Genomic DNA, 20,702 nt, shown 5'->3' with positions numbered 1-20,702 from the left:
GCTAATCGATCGCAGAACGTTGGCAGCGGCCTGCTACCGGAGCGGCTCGAACAACTCCCGCGTCAGGGAATCAGAACGAACTTGCCGCGAGGGTGCGTCGACTGCAATTCCGTATGCGCCCTCGCGGCGTCGGCGAGCGAGAAAGTCTTCGCGACCGTCACCTCGAACACTCCCGCGCCGGCCTGCTCCAACAGCACCGGCGACGCGAGCCGTCGACGTTCCATACTTTCCGGACCACCGACGGTGAGGAACCCGTCGGCCGACGCCCGTCCGAAGGCTGCCGTCGTCACCAATCTTGCTCGATCCGTGAGCAATTCGAGAGACACGTCGATGGCCTCGTCGGTGCCTACCGTGTCGATGGCTGCGTCGATGCCGTTCGGTGCGGCTACCCGCACACGGTCGATCAGTCCCTCGCCGTATTCGACGGGCAAGACGCCGTAGCCCCGGAGCGCATCATGGTTCTGGGCACGCGCAGTCCCGATGACGGTGGCACCACGCTCCAGAGCGAGCTGAGCCACCACGGACCCGACGCCGCCCGCCGCTCCGTGCACCAGAACGGTGTCGCCGCTCTTCACACCGACGGATTCCAATGCGTCGTAAGCGGTTCCAGCCACGGCGAGGACGCCCGCAGCAACGTTCCAGTCCAATCCTGCCGGTTTCGGGAACACGAACCGTGCCGGAGCCAGAATCCTCTCGGCGTACGTGCCGTTCTGACCGGACACGACCACCTCGTCACCGACGGCAATCGGTCCGCCCGGACCTTCGACGGCACCGCCGACCGCCACCACGATCCCCGACGCCTCGCTGCCCAACGCGATCGGAAGCTTCGATGCGTCGGTGCCGAACGCGCCGCTGTAGCTCTTGAAGTCGAATGGATTGACGCCGATCGCCTTCAGCTCGACCAGAACCTCGCCTTCGGACGGCGCGGGCAGCTCTCGTTCGACGATCTCGATGGCGTCCGGTCCACCGTAGGACGCTGCAACTGCGACTCGTGTCATGGGCAGTACAACGGTCGACACGACACAAATGTTCCGCTTCAGATCCGCAGCCGAGGTAGTCCCCATTCCTTACCGAGCAATTCGTACGAGTGCAGCCGGTCCGCGTGATCGTGAGTCACCGAGGTGATCACCAGTTCATCGGCACCGGTTGCGTCCTGCAGCGCCTCCAGCTGGTCCGACACCGTTGCCGCGGATCCGACGATCTGGGTGTCCACCCGGTCGGCGACGAGCTGATACTGCTCCTCGGTCAGCGGTGCCAGGTTTTTCGGATCCGGATACTCGATCGCACCTCGACCACTGCGAATGCTGTGTACCCAGTGCGGGAACGACGCTGCCAGTTCGTGGGCCTGCGAATCCGATTCTGCAACAACCAGATCAGCCGACACCGCAACATAGGGCTCGGACAATCCGGCCGACGGCACGAAAGCACGGCGATACTCGTCGATCGCCTCGAGAGTCGTCCCCGGGCTGAAGTGATAGCTCGCCGCGAACGGCAGACCGCGGGCACCGGCCTCACGGGCCGTCGGCCCAGCACTGCTGCCGAACAGCCACAACGCCACGTCGGCCCCGACACCCGGGCATGCCGTCAACGGCACCCCGTCGCGCTCGTAGTTACCGGCAAGCAGTGCAACAAGGTCATCGAGTTGATCGACGAAATCCGGGGCCTGAGCGTGCGGCTGCTGCAGCGCAGCCAGAGACGCAGCCAGCAGCGGGGTCTTGCGCGGGGCCGCCGCGGCAGGGGCAACCGGGAACAGTCCACCGGGCCCCGAAGCCACCGCGCGTTCGGGCGCAGCCGGCTGGGCACCGGCCAGGGCTGCTGCCCTGCGCTGCCCGGACCTACCGACACCCAGATCGATGCGTCCCGGATACAGGGCGTCGACTGTCCCAAAGGACTCCACAACGGCAGCAGCTGTCGTGAAACCCAGCTGGACCGCAGCCGATCCGACACGAATCCGGTTGGTGGCAGCGGCAATCAAACCGATCAACACTGCGGGCGAAGAACTGGCCGCCGCCACGAAGTGGTGCTCGGCCACCCAATAGCGCTCGTAGCCCCACTCCTCGGTCTGGCGTGCCAGATCCAGAGTGTTTCGCAGAGCCTGAGCGACGGTCGACCCCTCGCTGATCGGGGACAGATCGAGAACGGACAACGGAACTCGCGTCATCTCGGGTTCTTCTCCCCGGCCTCGACGGCGACGGTCAGCCTGTTCTCGGTAGGCGCGACGGGGCACGTCGCGAAGTCGGTGAACGCACACGGAAGGTTGGACGCCCGATTGAAATCCAGCACAACGGATCCGCTCTCGGGTGTCGCTATGGAGAGGATCCGCGCGGCCGGATAGGTGGTCACCCCGCTTGTGGCATCGGTGAACAGGACCTTCAGACCATTGCCGTTGCCGCCGAACGCAATCAGCTGCTGCTCGGTGCCGGCCAACTCGAAGTCGAGAGTGCCCACGGCCGTGTGATGGTGTTCGAGTCCTTCCACCACGGCTCCGGTCGTGACGGTCACCGGTGAGTCGTACGGGGTGAACGTCCCGGTGACAACGAACTTCTCGCTCGGCTCGTAGGCCGGGATACCGCTGTAGGACTGCAGGGTCTGTGCTTTCGGGTCGTGTACCCGCAGCGCGACCGAGCCGGTGCGACGGATCACCTCGATTCGCCGTTCGCCGTCCTCGACCAGGATGCCCGGTGCGCCCTCCACCGGATTCAGCGCCGACACGCCGTCGAACCCCTGGACAGTCACCGAATCTGCGTCGGCCTTCCAACGGCCGGGAAGGTCCGCGACGGTCTCGAATTCATCCGTCAGCCAATACAAACCGGTCAATGACACCCAACCGAGAGGATCACCGTACGATGCCTCTCGGTCGGCATGCCATTGCTTCCAGTCCTGCTCGAAATCGCTCATGATGCTCGCACTCCTTCACGCTGTTCGTACGGGTGCCGCAGACCGAGGTGGTCACGCAAGGTTGTTCCGGCGTATTCGGTGCGGAAGCTGCCGCGGTCCTGAAGTTCCGGAATCACCTTGTCGACAAATTCATCGAGGCCGGCTGGGGTGATATGCGGGACGAGAATGAAGCCGTCGCTCGCGTTGTTCTGCACGTAGTTGTCGATCTCCTCGGCCACCTGTGCCGGGGTTCCGACGAACTGCTGCCGCGTCGTCATCGCGATGATCAGTTCGCGAATGCTCAGGTTGTCTGCTTCGGCACGCTCGCGGTACTGCTGGGCAATGGTTCTGGGGTCGCCGTGTCGCGCACGGCCACGGGTGATGGACACATCGCCGCTGGGTTCGATGTCGGGTAACGGACCGTCCGGGTCGTACGCGGACAGGTCCTGTCCCCACACCTGCTCGAGGAACGAAATGGCCGTCTTACCGCTGACTTGCTGATGCCGGATGTGGTCCGCCTTCTCGACCGCGTCCTGCGCAGAATCGCCGAGCACGAACGTCGCCGCGGGCAGCACCTTCAGGTCGACGTGCTCACGGCCGTATTTGGCGAGCCGCCCCTTGACGTCGGAGTAGAACTTCTGTCCGTCCTCGAGCGTGCCGTGGATGGTGAAGATGGCGTCGGCCTTGGCAGCCCCGAACTCTCGGCCCTCGTCGGAATCGCCTGCCTGCAACAGAACTGGATGCCCCTGCGGACTGCGCGGCAGTGTGAAGCGGCCCTCGACCTCGAACTGCGGGCCGGTATGCCGCACGGCTCGAATCTCGGACTCGCGACCGAAGATGTCACGCTCGCGATCGACGACGAACGCGTCGGACTGCCAGGAGTCCCAGAGCTTTCGCGCGACGTCGATGATCTCGTTGGCCCGCACGTAACGGTCGGCACGATCGAGATAGCCGCCCCGCCGAAAATTCTCGCCGGTGAACGCGTCCGAAGACGTCACCATGTTCCATGCCGCCCTACCGTCGGACAGGTGGTCCAGTGACGAGAATTGTTTGGCGAGCTCGAACGGTTCGTTGAACGTGGTGTTGATCGTCCCGGCGAGTCCGAGCTTGGTCGTCACCGACGCAAGCGCGTTGAGGACGGTGAGCGTATCCGGTCGACCGACCACGTCGAGATCGTGGATCTTGTTGCGGTGCTCACGCAGTCGCAGTCCTTCGGCGAGAAAGAAGAAGTCGAACAGACCGCGTTCGGCCGATTCCGCGAGGTGCACGAACGAATCGAACTCGATCTGGCTCTTCGATTCCGGATCGGCCCAGACGGTGGTGTTGTTGACGCCCGGAAAATGCGCACCCAGATGTATCTGCTTCTTCGTCACAGGCTCTTCCCTTCGAGTGCATAGCGATTGACGGGACGCTTCAGGCCGAGACGCTCGCGCAGAGTCGATCCGCTCCGAGTGTCTGTGGCCGGTAGTGATCGGATCCCCGAAGGCAACGCGAGCGGTACCAGAGTCACACCGTCCAGGCCGACCGCTTCGATGGAACCGAGCAGGAGATGCAAGCCTGCCAGCTCGCCGATATGCGACACGCTCTCAGCGGCTCTGACGTCCCCCGCCCAGTTGTCGAGCTGTGCGAGTTCTTCGGCGGCAGAATCGGATACCAGGGTCTCCACATCCAACAGAACGAACACGTCGGCCGGGTCACGGCCTTCCGCAACGACGGCCCGTCGAATGCGGGCGGCAGTCGCCGCCGCATTCTCAACCGTGTCGGCGACGATTCGGACGATGTCGGCGCGCGCGGCGGCCACCGACACGGACTCCGCGGAATCGCCGCGAATCACCACGAGCGGCTGTCCCTGAGGAGATCTCGGAGTGATCGACGGACCCTTGATCGAGAAGTTCTCACCCTCGAAGTCGATGTAGTGCAGCTTGTCTCGGTCGATGAACCGTCCCGACTCGACATCACGAATCTCTGCGTCGTCCTCCCAGCTGTCCCACAGCCTGGTGACGACCTCGACTGCCTCGTCCGCCTCGCGCCACAGACTGCCGTTGTCCTGCTCCGCTTTCCGACCGAACAGCGCCGCTTGCTCGGCACCAGGACTCACCTCGACCTGCCACCCGGCCCGGCCGTGGGAGGCGAAATCGAGGCTCGCGACCTGCTTCGAGATGTGGAACGGCTCGGTGTGCGTGACGGTGATCGTGGGCACCAGCCCGATCTTCTCGGTGAGGGCGGCTGCCCGTGCAGCGATGGCTGCAGCCTCGAGCGTCCTATCGGCGAACGAATCGCCCAGGAACGCGAGATCGATACCCGCTCGGTCTGCAGCGTGGAGCTGGTCGATCCAGAACCCTGCCGTGAACACCTCTTCCGCGCGAGAATCAGGCCGACGCCAGGCCTGCGGATGTGCGCCGGTGCCTTTCAGTTCTATCGCGGTCAGGAACAGCTTGTCAGACACTGGTGCTCGCTTTCTCGTGCGCGCTTCCGGGAATGGCCCCGAGTAGCTCGCGGGTGTAGTCCTGCTGTGGATTGTCGAACAGGGCTGCGGCGTCGCCGTATTCCACGATGACGCCGGATTGCATGACGGCCACGGTGTCGCTGATCTGGCGAACCACGGCCAGATCGTGCGAGATGAAGAGGTAGCTCAGACCCAGCTGGGACTGCAGATCGTCGAGCAACGTCAGGATCTGTGCTTGCACCGACACATCCAGCGCCGAGACCGGCTCGTCGAGCACCACCAGCTCCGGCGCGAGAGCCAAAGCTCGGGCAATGGCAACGCGCTGACGCTGCCCGCCGGAGAGCTCGGCAGGCCGGCGGGCCAGGTAGTCGCTGGTGAGTGCCACCTGATCGAGCAGAGTCCGGACACGCTCGGAACGCTCACGCGAGGAACCGACCTTGAACGCGTCCAGGGGTTCTCGCACGATCTCGCCGACGCGCAGCTTCGGGTTCAGCGATGCATACGGGTTCTGGTAGACGATTTGGACGCGTCGCCGCAGTTCACGCCTGGCCTTCCCCCGCAGACCGGTGATGTCCACACCGTCGAACGTCACCGAACCCGACGACGCGGTCTCGAGACCGATCGCGATCCGCGCCAACGTAGATTTGCCGGAACCGGATTCGCCGACGAGCGAGACGGTGCGCCCGCGGTCGACGGTCAACGTGGCTCCCTTGACCGCATCGAGGTGGACGCCGCGGCCGATGGTGAACCGCTTCGAGACGTCGCTGACCATCAGGATCGGCTCGGCTGCCGTGGTGCGCGCGGGTCGTACGGTTGTATTGAGCGACGGTGCCGCGGCCAACAGTTGACGTGTGTACGCGTGCGTCGGGTTCGCCAGTACCTCTGCGGTGGGGCCGGTTTCGACAATCCGACCCGCGCTCATGACGATCAGGCGAGCGGCTCTGTCCGCAGCCACACCCAGGTCGTGGGTGATCAGCAGAACAGCGGCACCGGTTTCGGCGATCCTGGCGTCGAGGTGGTCGAGGATGCGTCGCTGCACGGTGACGTCGAGGGCGCTGGTCGGCTCGTCGGCGATCACCAGTTCCGGGCGGCAGGCGAGAGCGATTCCGATCAGCACGCGCTGACGCTGCCCACCGGACAGGTCCTGCGGATACTGACGCGCACGCACCTCGGGGTTGTCCAGACCGGCTTCGGTAAGGATGCGGATGGCCTCGACCTTCGCGGAGCGGCGATCTGCGAGGCCGTGCACCCGCAATACCTCGGCAACCTGGTCGCCGACGCGAACCACCGGGTTCAGCGAGGTGGTCGGATCCTGCGGGACGAGCCCGATGTGACGGCCGCGCAACCGGTTCAACGTCTTGTCCGAGGCAGTGTCGAGCCGCTGCCCGTCGAACGTCACCGATCCGCCGACGATGCGTCCGGAACCCGAGAGCAGACCGATGAGGGCGTGCGCCGTCGTCGACTTCCCGGACCCCGATTCACCGACCACGGCCACCACTTCACCGCGGTCTACGGTGAACCCGATGCCGGAGACGGCGGTCGTCTCACCGTAGTTCACGTGCAGATTCTCGACTTCGAGAATGGGACTCATTGCGATCGCCTCTCGAGTGCGTGCCCGAGGCGGTGCGCGGACACGACTACGGCCACGATCACCAATCCTGGCAGTGTGGTCATCCACCATGCGGTGGCCAGGAAGTTGCGGCCCTCGGAAATCAGCGATCCCCACTCAGGAGTGGGCGGCGCAGCGCCGAAACCGAGGAAGCTCAGCGCCGATACCGCAAGGACTGCCATACCGAATTCGACTGCAGCGAGTGCGATCACCGGGCCGTAGGAGTTCCTGAGAATGTGCCTGCGGAACACATCGAACCACCGCACACCCGAGGCGTAGGCAGCTTCGACGTACAGCGATCTGCGCACCCGCAGTACCTCCGAGCGCATCACTCTGGCGAAATTGGCGATCAGCGTGACGCCGACGGCAATGGCGACGTTCACGGTGCCGAAGCCCAGAGCGGTCACCAGCGCCAACGAGAGCAGCAGCGTTGGAATCGACAGCAGCACATCGACAATTCGCATCAGTACCGCATCGACTATTCCGCCGACGGCACCCGAGACGAGACCGATGATGGAGCCGACCGCCAGGGCGATGCCGACTGCCAACAGCGTTGCCGTCAGAGACAGTCCCGAACCGTGGACCACCCGGGTGAAAACGTCGCGGCCGATGTTGTCGGTGCCGAACCAGTGCGCCGCACTGGGGGCTTGCAGCTTGTCCGCCGGTGTCCCGACCAGTGGGTCGCCGCTCGCGAAGACGGACGGGAACAGCGCGAACCCGAGAGCCAGCAACAGCACGACCACGGAGGCACCGAGCCAGAGGTGCTTCAGCACGTCTCGGGGACCCCGGCGCCGCGCGGGTGCCGGTGCTTCTTCGACTACCGGGGGAACTGCCGAATGGACGGCGGTCTCGCGAATCAGTATGTCAGACATGAGCTTTCTCCGGTTCTGCGCTGGCCTGAGCGGGCCGGTATTCGCGGACGATGCGCGGATCGATCAGCGGATAGAGCAGGTCGACTGCGAGATTGACCAGGACGAAGACCAGCGAAGTCAGGACGACGATGCCCTGCACCACCGGAATGTCCTGCGCCAGCACCGACGTCTGGGTCAGCCGTCCGACCCCGGCGCGCGAGAACACCGTCTCGACCACCACCGATCCGGCCAGCAGAGTGCCCACCAAGACCCCGGCAATCGTGAAGGCCGGGATCGAGGACAGACGTAGAACATGTCGCGTCTGCACCCGAAGGCGTGAGACCCCCTTGGCCCGAGCCACATCCACGAACGGCTGTTTCCATGTGGTCGCCATACTGGTAGCCAGGACCTGAGCGATGACAGCGCCGGTGGGCAATGCCAGTGTCACCGCAGGCAGCACCAACGACGCTACGCCTGCGTCACCGAACGCCGGGAACCAGCGCAGTCGGAACGAGAACAGTTGCAGCAGCAGTAGTCCTACCCAGAACGTCGGCACCGCCACCCCGAGCGGTGGGAGTGCGAGCAGCAGGTTCTTCAGCCAGACGATCTGGGTGTAGGTGGCGGCGTAGGCCACCGCGGATCCGAACACGATGGCCAGCACCAGGGCTGTCCCCGCCAAGCCGAGTGTACTGGGTACCGCGTCGAGAATGGCCGTAGTCACCGGCTGGCCGATGGCGATGGACAATCCGAAGTCGCCTTGCACGGCCCCGACCAGCGAGTGCCAGTACTGCACCAGCACCGGCTGATCGAGACCGTAGCGGGCCTGCAGTTCAGCGATGGCCGCAGCGTCGGCCGGGGTACCCGAGCCTGCCGAGTCCACGGCAAGACTGACCGGGTCCGAGGGAAGCAGGAAGAGCACGATGAACGAGATGGTGAACGCAGCCCACAGCACTGCCAGTGCCTGCAGTACTCGCTGTCCGATGTAGCGGGTCATGGCTCTACTGCCCGCTCAGCCAGGTATCGAAGAACTGCAGGCGAGCGGAGGCCTCGAACTTCAGATCCTGCACTGTCGACGCCGCGCCGACTGCCTGCGAGAGCTCGATCGTCGGAATCCACAATCCGTTGTCGAGAACCTGCTGCTGCGCGGTAGCGAGGATCTCGTTGCGCGCCGCCACATCGGTGGTCGAGAGCTGATCGCTCAACGATGCATCCAGATCCGGAATCAGGCCGCGCGCGTTCAAGTTCCGGCCGTCCACTGCAAACGAAGTACGCAGAATGTCACCGTCGGCGCGAGTGCTGTTGTAGTACGTGGAGTCGTAGTCCCTGGTGCCTTGCCGCGCCGTCGCCTCCGAAGTGGAGACCAGCTCGAGCTGGAGGTCGACACCCACTGCACGCAGCTGCTGTTGGGTCAGTTCCAGAATTGCTTGGTTGCCGGCGAACACGGCCGAGTACATGACCTTGAAACTCAGCTTCTGCCCGTCCTTTTCGCGGATCCCGTCGGCACCGGGAGCCCAGCCCGCCGCGTCGAGTAGCGACTTCGACTTCTCGGGGTCGTAGGTGACGTCGGCGAGTTCGACGTACCCCGGGGTGGCGCTGGCCAACGTGCTTGTCGCCGTTCGGAAGTCCGGTCCCAGGACCGTATCGACCAGTTCCTGACGGTTGATCGCCGGCACCAGTGCCGTCCGGACAGCAGGGTCCTGAAGAGCACCGCGAGTGACGTTGGGCTGAATGCCGAACGGAACGCCCGGGTTCGATGCCGTCAGGATCCGGCCACCCGTCGCCTCGATCTGTGGCGCATCCTGCGGTAGCGCGTCGCTCACGGCGTCGAGCTGGTCGGAGGACAGACTGCCGGTGCGTACACCCGACTCGGGCACGATGGTGAACTCGATACGGTCCAGGTACGCCTCGCCCTCGTGGCCGAATACCGCAGAGCCCCAGTTGTATCCGCTTCGCTTGGCCAAAGCGACGGAACGATCTTGCTGGTAGTCCGCATAGGCGAACGGTCCCGATCCGATGTTGGTACCCAAGCACCGCGACTCGGCCGACTGACCCGAGGTCGCAACGGCCTGGATGCCGAGCTGAGGCGTCGAACTCGCCTGCAGGAACTGCGCATTGGGTGCCGAAAAGTCGATGCGGACAGTGAGCGGGTCGACGACCGTGGCACCTTGATATCCGGTCAGGTAACTGGCAGCCAGCGGAGCCTTGGCCGCACCGAGAGTGCCGGTGATGGCGTCGAAATTTTCTTTGACGGCGGTGGCGTCGAGCGGGGTGCCGTCACTGAACGTCACACCGTCTTTCAGCTGGAAGGTGAAGGACTTCGCGTCGGCACCGACCTCCCAGCTCTCGGCCAACCAGGGCTCGACTTCTCCGGTTTCAGGGTTCTGGTCGGTGAGCGAATCGACCACCTGCCGGGTGACGTAGATGGTCTGATTCGTACCCGCCTGAGCCGGGTCGGAGCAGGTAGGAGCCCCGGACAGGCCGTAACGGAGGGTCCCTCCCGACTGCGGGGGCCCGGCGTCGGCGGCCGAGGTGGTAGCGCTACCTGCGCACCCGGCGAGCAGTGTGGCGGTGGCGGCGATTACTCCGGCTACCAAAAGTACAGGGCGAGTGGACACGTGGGTGTCTCCGGTATCTGGTCGATCGCACGCGAACTCCCGCGTCCGAGCCACGTGCGCCCAGGAAGGAGTTCGTGCAGATGATGAGGTGTGGTGTCGAAAAAAACGGTGCCGAAATGTCAGCTAAGACAGGTCGAACCGTTCAGACGGCACAGATCGACATGGATCCGACGGCATCCGTCGACGAAACCTGAGGCGACTCGGGTGTTCACGTGCATTCCTCCATCGGTCCCGGCGGTAGCACCCTCACCCGACGAGCGGGGGGTTGCTGCGACGTCATAGAGCCAGGTCTCTCGGTCGCTCTGGATGGTCCTACGTTGCCGATACTACGAGAGGATCGACGCACATGCCAACCGGGGTAGGAATTGTCGCGGACGGAAGACCCGAAAAGTATTGAACGGGACGACCCCAGCTGTTACACGGCAACTGTCAGCTCAGAGCCTTCTCTACCACTCGAAACTGAATTGTACTGCTGCTCAGCCATGTTCGAGGAGCACAATTTCACACGCCCCATCCAGTATCCGATCGTTTCGCCGGAGGCGAACCGATCCAGCACGTCCATGCACATCCAGGTCGCGACCGAGAAGTCCTGCCCCACCCCATCGAGCCCGATCAGTGCCAACTCGTCGCCCACGGCGATGAGTGCGCGATCGACACCGGAACTGCCACGCTCGAGCCATCCCAACGCCCGCCGGAGATACTCCCAGTCAGCCGCAGGCACAGACTCGGTGGCCGATTGCCTGCACAGTTCCGCCGTCGCAACGAGCGCGTCCACAACCGGACTCGACACCGCACCGTCCAATTCGACGAGCAAGCCTCGCTCCGAATCGATCATGTCTGCCATGTAGTGCCAGCGGACGGGAATTGCCGCGCCTTCGGGCCACAACTCCGTCATCCCGAACTGAAGTCGGGCGATCAGTTCCCTCGGTGAACTGCACGAAGCGGCGAAGCGAAAAGCGTCGTTCATGTCGATCATCCCCACTGGGTCAACACTCAGCCAACGGACACCGGCTCGGTATCGAGCTCGGGAGGTGCTGCAATGCAGTGGCGTCTGTCGCCGAACAAGCAACGCTGCTGTGGTCGTTACGTCTGCCTTGCCCGTTATTGAACGCCGTGACCAGCGCACGCGCGACTCGGCGTTACCGGAAATCGACAACGTCACAATTCCGAGGGCAAGCCATCCACCTCACAGCCAGGACACCATGAATTGCAGGGACTACTCCGACGAAAACCCAGAAGACGTTCTCCACTCATTGGACGATCCCGGAGATGCAGGAGACGAAGACCACGACAACCCGTACCAGCGTCAGGGCACAGCCCTGCCTGCAGCACGTATATCTCCGGCATCGATTCTTCAGGCACGCGCCTCCCAGACCAGTCGATCTCCTTCGACGTAGGGCTGATACCGGCTCCAGCCCGTCAACCGCATCGACATAGTCGTATTTCGCTCGAGCGCGAACACCAGATCTTCCAACATCGCACTCAGCGATCGCCAGATCGGAGGCCGCCGCGCCACGTCCGCATCCGGCCACAAGTTGACGCAGCCGTGAAGCGGACCGGAACGCGCATCGACGAACAAGGTGTCGGCATCGTCGTTGGCGAAAGGAATGAACCCAGGAAGCATTGCGCCAGCAGCTGTTCCGGCCGGTTTGGCCATCTCGGCTTCTATGTCGATCCGACGTCCGAACGCAAGGTTCCTGTTGGCTTCGACCCAGAACTCGTGCCGCTTCTCGACCTGCGCAACAGGCATCAGCTCGAACTGTGGGGGCAGAAGCAGCATTCCTCGGCGGTGGTCTGCTCGCTCGACGCATCGGTACAGCTCTCGAAGTTCCGTGGGCCACCGGCATGTCGAAGCCTCGGCGGCTTCGATTGCCTCGTCGGTCGCACCGAAGTACTCGACGCCCAGGTTTGCAGTCAGTATCGAAGACAATCGACCCCATTGGCGTGTAACCGAACTCGGACGAGTCGCCTTGATCAATCGCTTGACCTCGGCTGCGCCGTAACCCGGCCATAGATTCTCGATCTCGGCGGGATCGAGGTCGGCCTTTGTCACACGGTCAGTATGCCGAACCACGACCGAACTTCACTGTCGCCATGTCCCATCCGTCCTCGAATCACGCTGATTCGAAGCGTTGTGCGCACTCGGGAATCCGGTGACGATCGGACGATGTCGAGGAACAGCACGATTGCCATGATCGAGCGCGGAATCTCCCCTGCCGTCGAATCCTGGGACTGGCAGGTCGATGCACTGTGCCGCGGACAGGACTCGGAGATCTTCTTCTCCCCGTCCGGCGAAGGGCGTTCCGCACGCCGCGCACGGGAGGATCGTGCGAAGCAAGTATGCGCGGGCTGCGGGGTCATCGAGGCATGCCGGCGATTCGCACTGGCCGCCAACGAACCCTTCGGCGTCTGGGGTGGCACCACGGCCCGCGAGCGACAACAGCACCGAGCCAACTCCCGACGTGCCGAAGAACTGCGGGCGAGTTAGTAGCAGGAGTGAAGCCGGCGGAGCGACCCGATAGTCCAGGAGTGAAGCCGGCGGAGCGACCCGATAGTTCACAATGGAAGGGTGAGCGAAACCGAGAAGCCTCAGCAGTGGACGTATCTGATGGACATGGACGGCGTTCTGGTTCACGAGGATCATCTGATTCCCGGTGCCGACACGTTCCTCGCCGAGTTGCAGGCCAACGAGATTCCGTTCATCGTGTTGACGAACAATTCGATTCGTACCCCTCGTGACCTGCGCGCACGTCTCGCATTCACCGGTCTGGACATTCCGGAGAAGTCGATCTGGACCTCCGCTCTCGCGACCGCGACGTTCCTCGGCAATCAGCGACCCGGCGGCAGCGCCTACGTCGTCGGCGAGTCGGGTCTGACGACGGCCCTGCACGACATCGGCTACACCCTCACCGATTCGAGCCCCGACTATGTGGTGCTCGGCGAGACTCGGACCTACTCGTTCGAGGCCATCACCACCGCCATCCGCCTCGTCGAGAAGGGTTCGCGCTTCATCGCCACCAACCCCGACGCCACCGGACCGTCCCGTGAGGGCTCGCTGCCTGCGACCGGTTCGGTTGCCGCGCTGATCACCAAGGCCACCGGTAAGGAGCCGTACTACGTGGGCAAGCCCAACGCGTTGATGATGCGTTCGGCGCTGCGTGCGATCGGTGGCCATTCCGAGAACACGCTGATGATCGGCGACCGGATGGACACCGATGTGCTCTCCGGTCTCGAAGCCGGGCTGCAGACCATCCTGGTTCTCACCGGCATCTCGACGGTCCAGTCCGTGGAGCAGTATCCGTACCGCCCGACCAAAGTCCTCGATTCCGTCGCAGACCTGGTGGGCCGCACGCAGAACCCGTTCTGATGACACTCGAATTCGTACTCTCCCGGCAGGATCACCACGTTGTCGGGCGGGGTGTCCGGCACGCTTTTCCCGATATCGCCGACGCGGTGGCCGCGGTGCGAGACGGCCGAAACGTCGTCGGCGCAATCCCTTTCGACATGTCCGACGCCACCGCGCTGATCGAGCCGGAGGAGTTCTACCGCCTCGACGGGCCGTGGGCGACGGTCGATGCTCTCCCGCCATTGCCGACCGTGACCGTTGCGCGGCAGATTCCCGATCCGAGCGTTCACGTGCAGCGAGTCCGGGATGTCGTCGAGCAATTGAAAGCCGGTGTGGCCGAGAAGATCGTGCTGGCGCGGGCCATCGAGGTGTCAGCGGAGTCGCCGATCAACCCTGTCTCGGTGTTGAGCGCGCTGGTCTCCCGCGATCCGATGGGCAACGGTTTTCTGGCCGACCTGTCCCCCGCCGCGCCTGCCGGTCGACACATCGTCGGTTCGAGTCCGGAACTGTTGGTTCGCAAGCGCGGCAACATCGTCAGCTGCCATCCGTTCGCGGGAACGGCTGCGCGTTCGACCGACCCCGACGAGGAAGCGCGCATCTCCGCGGCGTTGGCGGCGAGTGCGAAGGATCAGGCCGAACATCGCTTCGTCGTCGACGAGATCAGGGCTGCGTTGACGCCGTTCTGCGAGACGCTCGAGGTGCCCGAGTCGCCGCAGCTCAGCAGCACTCCGCAGCTGTGGCACCTGTCGACGCCCATCGTCGGGACGCTGGCCGATCCCGCGACCTCGGCACTCGACCTGGCGCTTGCGCTGCACCCCACCGCCGCCGTCGCCGGTGTGCCCCGAGCTGCGGCGATGGACACCATCGACAGCGTCGAGGGGTCCCGCGGCTTCTACGCCGGGGCCGTCGGATGGACCGATGGCAGCGGTGACGGCGAGTGGATGGTCACCATTCGCTGCGTCGAACTTTCGGCCGACGGCCTGACCGGAACGGCTACCGCCGGCGGGGGCATCGTCGCGGATTCGGATCCCGACGCCGAACTCGACGAAACCACAGCGAAATTCAGAACCGTGCTCAGCGTCTTCGACCGCTGATTCGATCCGGGCCGCACAACATCTACGCCCCGCGCAGAAATCCACGCCCGCCGAACGGGGTGTGGATCTCCACGCGGGGCGTGGATTCGTCCGCTGAACCAGTTACTTCAGCGCCTGGTCCAGATCTCCGATCAGATCCTCGGTATCCTCGAGGCCGATGGAAATGCGCACGACGCCGTCGGTGATGCCCACTGCCGCACGACCTTCCGGACCCATCGCGCGATGCGTGGTGGTCGCCGGGTGGGTGATCAGCGACTTCGAGTCACCCAGGTTGTTCGAGATGTCCACGATGCGCAACGCGTCGAGCACCTCGAAGGCACGCTTCTTGGCCTCGCCCTCGGGAGCATCGAGCTCGAACGTGACGACGGTGCCGCCGCCCGACATCTGCGACTTCGCCAGCTCGTACTGCGGATGTGACTGCAGGAAAGGATATTTCACCCAACGCACCGCAGGGTGAGCTTCGAGGAACTCGGCGATCTGCAGCGCGGAGTTCACCGAATGTCGCACTCGCACCGGCATCGTCTCGAGTCCCTTGAGCAGCGTCCACGCGTTGAACGGGCTCAGCGCCGGACCGGTGTGCCGCATCAGGGTCTGCACCGGACCGTCGATGTACTCCTTCGATCCGAGGATCGCACCGCCCAGCACCCGCCCCTGACCGTCGATGTGCTTGGTACCGGAGTACACCACCACGTCGGCACCGAGTTCGAGGCTGCGCTGCAACAGCGGCGTCGCGAACACGTTGTCCAGCACCACAGTTGCACCGGCCGCATGAGCCATCTCGGAGACGCGTCGAACATCGACCAACGACTGCATCGGGTTGGACGGAGTCTCGAAGAACACCGCCGTCGTCGGCACCGACAGGGCCTGCTCCCACTGCTCGAGGTCCTCGCCGTCGACGAAGACGGTCTCGACGCCCCAGCGCGGCAGGATTTCGTTGCAGACCACGAAGCACGAGCCGAAAAGGCTACGCGCAGCAACCAATCGGTCACCGGCCTTCAACAGCGCACCCAGCGCGGTGAACACCGCCGACATTCCACTCGAAGTACCGAAGCACGCCTCGGCACCCTCGATCAGGCGCAGTCGCTCCTCGAACATCTTGACCGTCGGGTTGCCGTAGCGCGAGTACACGAAATGATCGATGTCTCCGGTGAACGCCTGCTCGGCGGCTCCGGCACTCTCGTACACGAAACCCGAAGAGAGATAGAGAGCTTCGGCATTCTCGTCGAAGCCCGATCGCATCAGACCGCCGCGAACGCCGAGCGTTCCCAGACCCACACCCTCGGGTAACGGCTTGTCGAAACCCCCGCCTTTGGGAATGTTCGTCACGACTGCCTCCAGGGCAACCCGACCGCACGCCACCCCGTGGCTCCGCGGTGGCCGTCGGCGTCGGTGGCACCTTCGAAACCGTCGAGCACGTTGTAGGACGGGCCGATTCCCGCAGCGGTCGCGGCTTCGGCGGCACCGATGGATCGCTGACCGGAGCGGCACAGGAACACCACCGGCCGATCGCCGTCCACGCCTGCGGCTTTCAGGTCGTCGACGAAGTTGGCATTGCGGGCACCGTCGGGAAAGCTGACCCACTCGATCAGGTGCGTCGGGCGGTCGATGCCGGAGGTGTCCGGGACACCGACGTACTGCCACTCGGCGCGCGTCCGAACATCCACGAGCACTGCTTCGGGGTTGCTCTGCAACAACTCCCAGGCAGCTTCCGGGGTTATGTCACCTGCGTAGGTCACTTGATCAGCCTTCCGTCACTCGCTGTTTCGACATCACACACGTACCGGTCAGACATTGCACACCAGCCACTTGTCGTCCACACGGACGAAATTCCACACGTTGTCGGTCTGCACTCCGGATTTCTCTTCCTTCAGCGGGACCGTGACCATTCCGCGGTCGCCGTTGACCTGGTACTCGGTCGGCACGCCGTCGATGGACGTCTCGCCGTTGCGCTCGACCTCGCCTGCCCGATCGGTTCGGTACTGCGCGTCGTCACCCGGAATCAGGCGCTCGACCTGATCGAAGCAGGTGTTCTGACGCAGCAGGTCCGCGTTACCGGTGTTCTGCGCTTCGAGGAACCCGTCGAGGCTGTCGGTGAGCAACTGGGCCTGCGTCACGTTGTCCTCCGCGGGAGCGAACTTCGAGGCCGCGAAGATGCCGCCGAGCAAGACGACGACGATGCCCACAGCGATGAAGAACGGCCACGCGTTGGGCGGACGCTGCTCACCGGACTCGGCAGCCGCCTCGGATGCGTTGTTGCGCGCTTCCTCACGACTGTCGACCCACTGCTGCCTACGTTCACTCCACGACGCCATGAAGCCAATCTTCCTCGATCCGACGGGTCCGCGTTCAGCTGGGGCCTCTCAGTGAGAGGGGCCGACGGGGATGTCTCCACGCAACGTGATGCGGTGCATCTTGCGGTGCTCGGTGCCGTAGTCGCGGTTGGCGTAGTGCGAGGTGCTGCGGTTGTCCCACAGCACCAGGTCGCCCAGCCGCCAGCGGTGCCGCACGATGTGCTCGGGTTTGGTCAGGTGCGCGTAGAGCAGATCCAGGATCCCGCGACTCTCGGCCTCCGACACACCCACGATGTGGGAGGTGAAACCCGGATTGACGAACAACCCCTTGCGGCCGGTTTCCGGATGGACCCGCACGACGGGATGTTCGACGGGGACCAGCGCGGTGACTTCCTTGCCGTCCCACACGTTGCCTTTTCCGCCGCGCTTCTGCGCGAGGTAGTAGCCGAATTCACGGTTGCCGTCGTGAATTGCCGTGAGCCCGTCGATCATTCGACGCACGGGTGCGGACAGCGATTCGTAGGCGAGCTGGCTGTCGGCCCAGTTGGTGTCGCCGCCATGAGGTGGCAGGACGACGGGCCGCAGGATCGAACCCATCGGCGGACGTTCCATGAACGTGACGTCGGTGTGCCAGACGTCGGCGAATCCGTTGTCCTGACTGTCGAGCGCGTAGACCTCGGGGGCGACGTGGCCGCTGTCGTGCACCGGGTGGCCTGCCGTCAGGTCGCCGAGCCTGCGACCGAATTCGACGTGTGCAGCGTCGTCGAGCGTTTGCCCGCGCAGCACCAGAACCTTGTGCTCGACGAGGGCTCGGCGCACGGCGTGAATCTGCGCATCGGACGCCGCGGCGACATCGAGGCCGATGACCTCGGCACCGAACGACGGGCCGAGCTTGTCGACAGTGAGCGTTGAGGTCTGTTCCAGAGTGGTCATGTGTCCTCGAATCTGTGCACGGCCGGGCGCTGATCTTCGGCAACGCTGCCGTCGAGAGAGGGGTCCCGTCCTGCTGGAGGAGGGGAAGGGCGTCGGGTCTTGTCACCGACAACACATGTTGGTGCAGGTACGACAGAAGTCGACGGTGAACCGCCGGACCAGGTATGTCGTCTCCACAGAGCAATTCCTACCGGAAACCGGGAAATCCGGCAAGTTGCCCACTGCCCCAGCTCAGGTTGTCCTTAATTTATGCTGGGGTGTCCGCACTTCCCTCGAAGAAGGTAGCTCGCTGCACATGACTGATCAGACTCGTCCACTCCGCGTCGCCATCGTCGGTGCCGGACCGGCAGGCATCTACGCCGCCGACGCGCTCATGAAGTCCGACCACAATGTCAGCGGACCGGGCGTCAGCATCGACCTCTTCGAGCGCATGCCCGCGCCGTTCGGGCTCATCCGCTACGGCGTGGCCCCCGACCACCCACGCATCAAGGGCATCATCACCGCCCTGCACAAGGTGCTCGACAAGCCCCAGGTCCGCCTGCTCGGCAACATCGACTACGGCACCGACATCACCCTCGACGACCTGCGCCGCTTCTACGACGCCGTCATCTTCTCCACCGGAGCCAACGCCGACCGCGCACTCAACATCCCCGGCATCGACCTCGACGGCAGCTACGGCGCCGCCGACTTCGTCTCCTGGTACGACGGCCACCCCGACGTCCCGCGCACCTGGCCCCTCGACGCCGAGAAAGTCGCCGTCCTCGGCGTCGGCAACGTCGCCCTCGACGTCGCACGCGTCCTCGCCAAAACCGGCGACGAACTGCTCCCCACCGAAATCCCCGCCAACGTCTACGAAGGCCTCAAAGCCAACAAGGCCATCGAAGTACACGTCTTCGGACGCCGCGGACCGGCACAGGCCAAGTTCACCCCACTCGAACTCCGCGAACTCGACCACTCCCCCAACATCGAGGTCATCGTCGCCCCCGAGGACATCGACTACGACGAAGGCTCCGAACAAGCCCGCCGCAGCTCCAAGCAAATCGACATGGTCGCCAACACCCTGCAGGACTGGGCCATCCGCGACGTCGGCAAACGCCCACACAAACTGTTCCTGCACTTCTTCGAATCCCCCCACGAAGTCCTCGGAGACAACGGCAAGGTCGTCGGCCTCCGCACCGAACGCACCGAACTCGACGGCACCGGCAACGTCACGGGCACCGGCAAATACAACGACTGGGACGTCCAAGCCGTCTACCGCGCCGTCGGCTACCTCAGCCAGAACATCAGCCAACTCCCCTTCGACGAGCAAGCAGGCACCATCCCCAACGAAGCCGGACGCGTCGTCGAATCCCCCTCGTCCACCACACCCGTCCCCGCCACCTACGTCACCGGCTGGATCAAACGCGGACCCGTCGGCCTCATCGGCCACACCAAAGGCGACGCCAACGAAACCGTCGCCAACCTGCTCGAAGACGCGCCGACCTTCGCCGGTGCGGCCGAGCCCGATCTCGACGCCGTCACCTCGTTCCTCGAAAACAAGCAGGTCCCCTTCACCACCTGGGACGGCTGGTACCGCCTCGACGCCCACGAACGCTCACTCGGCGAACCCGAAGGCCGCGAACGCGTCAAAGTCGTCGAACGCGAGGACATGCTGAAGGCATCCGAGCCCGACAAGGCCTAGAGCGGCTGCGCCGCATGTGAATGGAACTTCGTAGCAGGAGTCGAAGTTCCGTTCACATGCGCGGAGCGCTCTATACCCGCACTGCCAGCAGCTTTCCCTCGGTCTCGATCTTGCGCTGATGCTCGTTGAAGTCCGGTGCAGCGCAGACGAACAGCGTGCGACCGTCGGATCCGCCGAGTCCGCAGGCGAAGACCCCGAGATCGAAATCGAGCTGCTGAAGAATCTCCCCGCCCGGTGCTACGTGCAGCACTCGCTGCCCCAGCGCGTCGGCGATCCACATCGTGCCGTCGGTGTCGATGCAGCAACCGTCGGCCGCCACCTTCACCTCGCTCATGGCCGTGGCCATGTCCGTCGACGACGGCAACTCACCGAATTTCGCCCAGTCGCGCCGCTCCCCCAGCGACCCGTCCTCGGCGATGTCGAAGGCACTGACTCGGTTGCCGACCGTCTCGTCGACGAGCAGTTCGCCCGACGCCGTAAAGGCCATCCCGTTGGGGAAGTACAGATCCGACGCCACCACGTGCGCGGAACCGTCCTGATCGACGCGAATCAGATCGGCCGTCTCCACGGGCGCGAAGTTCATCAGATCGAACCCGAAGTTACCGATGTACGCGCGGCCCTGCGCGTCGACGAGCATGTCGTTGAGATTCGCCTTCACGTACGTCGACAGATCGGCGTGCACGGTCAGCGAGCCGTCGTGCTCACGCAGTAGCAGCTTGTAGTCGCGCATCGACACGATCAGCAGCCGCCCGTCGGGCAACCATCCCAGGCCCGACGGCTGATTGGGTACTTCGGCTTCGACTCGTACGTCGGAGCCGTCCTCGAGGGCGGACACGACGCGATGGGAGTAGAAGTCCGATACCCAGATCCTCCCCTCGTGCCAGCGTGGACATTCGAAATAGGTGTATCCGTCGAGAACGACAGTGGTCTCCGGTTTCATGTTTCGAATTCAAACACCG

The 20,702-nt window shown here is 64.3% G+C and carries 20 protein-coding genes and 1 riboswitch; of the genes, 4 read left to right on the top strand and 16 right to left on the bottom strand.

The features are described from left to right. Positions 1-62 precede the first annotated feature (62 nt). The 11 genes from R3P93_RS20640 to R3P93_RS20590 all read right to left on the bottom strand — a co-directional run bounded on the left by R3P93_RS20640 (position 63) and on the right by R3P93_RS20590 (position 12,451). The gene (locus R3P93_RS20640) at positions 63-998 is read right to left on the bottom strand and encodes an NADP-dependent oxidoreductase (protein WP_149406543.1); all 936 of its coding nucleotides are present in this window, start codon (positions 996-998) and stop codon (positions 63-65) included. 38 nt (positions 999-1,036) lie between these two features. Beyond that, positions 1,037-2,161, bottom strand: a complete 1,125-nt coding sequence (locus R3P93_RS20635; protein WP_149406542.1) for an LLM class flavin-dependent oxidoreductase — start codon at positions 2,159-2,161, stop codon at positions 1,037-1,039. Next, on the bottom strand, positions 2,158-2,898 hold the full coding sequence (locus R3P93_RS20630) for a DUF1684 domain-containing protein (RefSeq protein WP_149406541.1): 741 nt from the start codon (positions 2,896-2,898) through the stop codon (positions 2,158-2,160). The genes R3P93_RS20635 and R3P93_RS20630 overlap by 4 nt, the downstream gene beginning before the upstream one ends. Next, complete coding sequence (locus R3P93_RS20625) at positions 2,895-4,250, bottom strand: NtaA/DmoA family FMN-dependent monooxygenase (protein WP_149406540.1); 1,356 nt, start codon at positions 4,248-4,250, stop codon at positions 2,895-2,897. Before R3P93_RS20625 ends, R3P93_RS20630 begins: the two co-directional genes overlap by 4 nt. Then, positions 4,247-5,323, bottom strand: a complete 1,077-nt coding sequence (locus R3P93_RS20620) for an LLM class flavin-dependent oxidoreductase (protein ID WP_149406539.1) — start codon at positions 5,321-5,323, stop codon at positions 4,247-4,249. Before R3P93_RS20620 ends, R3P93_RS20625 begins: the two co-directional genes overlap by 4 nt. Continuing rightward, entirely contained in the window at positions 5,316-6,914 is a 1,599-nt protein-coding gene (locus R3P93_RS20615; RefSeq protein ID WP_149406538.1) for a dipeptide ABC transporter ATP-binding protein, read from the bottom strand. Before R3P93_RS20615 ends, R3P93_RS20620 begins: the two co-directional genes overlap by 8 nt. After that, a complete protein-coding gene (locus tag R3P93_RS20610; protein ID WP_149406537.1) occupies positions 6,911-7,804 on the bottom strand; it encodes an ABC transporter permease in 894 nt (297 codons plus the stop codon). Before R3P93_RS20610 ends, R3P93_RS20615 begins: the two co-directional genes overlap by 4 nt. Then, a complete protein-coding gene (locus tag R3P93_RS20605; RefSeq protein WP_149406536.1) occupies positions 7,797-8,777 on the bottom strand; it encodes an ABC transporter permease in 981 nt (326 codons plus the stop codon). The genes R3P93_RS20610 and R3P93_RS20605 overlap by 8 nt, the downstream gene beginning before the upstream one ends. A 4-nt stretch (positions 8,778-8,781) precedes the next feature. Further along, on the bottom strand, positions 8,782-10,398 hold the full coding sequence (locus R3P93_RS20600; RefSeq protein ID WP_149406535.1) for an ABC transporter substrate-binding protein: 1,617 nt from the start codon (positions 10,396-10,398) through the stop codon (positions 8,782-8,784). Between the two features lie 219 nt (positions 10,399-10,617). Next, positions 10,618-10,711: riboswitch (SAM riboswitch) on the bottom strand. 102 nt (positions 10,712-10,813) lie between these two features. Next, complete coding sequence (locus R3P93_RS20595; protein ID WP_317533939.1) at positions 10,814-11,365, bottom strand: hypothetical protein; 552 nt, start codon at positions 11,363-11,365, stop codon at positions 10,814-10,816. 387 nt (positions 11,366-11,752) lie between these two features. Beyond that, positions 11,753-12,451: an SMI1/KNR4 family protein gene (locus tag R3P93_RS20590; RefSeq protein WP_317533938.1), complete on the bottom strand. Its 699-nt coding sequence runs from the start codon at positions 12,449-12,451 to the stop codon at positions 11,753-11,755. A gap of 114 nt (positions 12,452-12,565) precedes the next feature. Here R3P93_RS20590 and R3P93_RS20585 point away from each other — a divergent pair, with 114 nt between their 5' ends. The 3 genes from R3P93_RS20585 to R3P93_RS20575 all read left to right on the top strand — a co-directional run bounded on the left by R3P93_RS20585 (position 12,566) and on the right by R3P93_RS20575 (position 14,838). Continuing rightward, positions 12,566-12,886: a WhiB family transcriptional regulator gene (locus R3P93_RS20585; protein WP_317533937.1), complete on the top strand. Its 321-nt coding sequence runs from the start codon at positions 12,566-12,568 to the stop codon at positions 12,884-12,886. Positions 12,887-13,006: 120 nt separating this feature from the next. Then, positions 13,007-13,765, top strand: coding sequence for an HAD-IIA family hydrolase (locus R3P93_RS20580; RefSeq protein ID WP_068053998.1), 759 nt, complete (start codon positions 13,007-13,009; stop codon positions 13,763-13,765). Beyond that, entirely contained in the window at positions 13,765-14,838 is a 1,074-nt protein-coding gene (locus tag R3P93_RS20575) for an isochorismate synthase (RefSeq protein WP_317533936.1), read from the top strand. The genes R3P93_RS20580 and R3P93_RS20575 overlap by 1 nt, the downstream gene beginning before the upstream one ends. Before the next feature lie 102 nt (positions 14,839-14,940). Here R3P93_RS20575 and R3P93_RS20570 read toward each other — a convergent pair whose 3' ends face one another. The 4 genes from R3P93_RS20570 to R3P93_RS20555 are packed head-to-tail and all read right to left on the bottom strand — an operon-like array spanning position 14,941 to position 18,062. Then, entirely contained in the window at positions 14,941-16,164 is a 1,224-nt protein-coding gene (locus R3P93_RS20570) for an O-succinylhomoserine sulfhydrylase (RefSeq protein ID WP_317533935.1), read from the bottom strand. After that, complete coding sequence (locus R3P93_RS20565; RefSeq protein WP_068053994.1) at positions 16,161-16,574, bottom strand: rhodanese-like domain-containing protein; 414 nt, start codon at positions 16,572-16,574, stop codon at positions 16,161-16,163. The genes R3P93_RS20570 and R3P93_RS20565 overlap by 4 nt, the downstream gene beginning before the upstream one ends. Before the next feature lie 48 nt (positions 16,575-16,622). Then, positions 16,623-17,150, bottom strand: coding sequence for an Rv0361 family membrane protein (locus R3P93_RS20560; RefSeq protein WP_317533934.1), 528 nt, complete (start codon positions 17,148-17,150; stop codon positions 16,623-16,625). A gap of 48 nt (positions 17,151-17,198) precedes the next feature. Beyond that, complete coding sequence (locus tag R3P93_RS20555) at positions 17,199-18,062, bottom strand: TauD/TfdA dioxygenase family protein (RefSeq protein WP_317533933.1); 864 nt, start codon at positions 18,060-18,062, stop codon at positions 17,199-17,201. Positions 18,063-18,357: 295 nt separating this feature from the next. Here R3P93_RS20555 and R3P93_RS20550 point away from each other — a divergent pair, with 295 nt between their 5' ends. Next, entirely contained in the window at positions 18,358-19,743 is a 1,386-nt protein-coding gene (locus tag R3P93_RS20550; RefSeq protein ID WP_317533932.1) for an FAD-dependent oxidoreductase, read from the top strand. Positions 19,744-19,813: 70 nt separating this feature from the next. Here the strand turns inward: R3P93_RS20550 and R3P93_RS20545 are convergent, their stop codons facing one another. Then, the gene (locus tag R3P93_RS20545; protein ID WP_317533931.1) at positions 19,814-20,683 is read right to left on the bottom strand and encodes an SMP-30/gluconolactonase/LRE family protein; all 870 of its coding nucleotides are present in this window, start codon (positions 20,681-20,683) and stop codon (positions 19,814-19,816) included. Positions 20,684-20,702 lie beyond the last annotated feature (19 nt).

Source organism: Rhodococcus cerastii, from assembly GCF_033042195.1.
GTDB lineage: Bacteria > Actinomycetota > Actinomycetes > Mycobacteriales > Mycobacteriaceae > Rhodococcoides.
The sequence above is the reverse complement of the archived record's forward strand: the minus strand, read 5'-3'. Positions and strand labels throughout refer to the sequence as shown.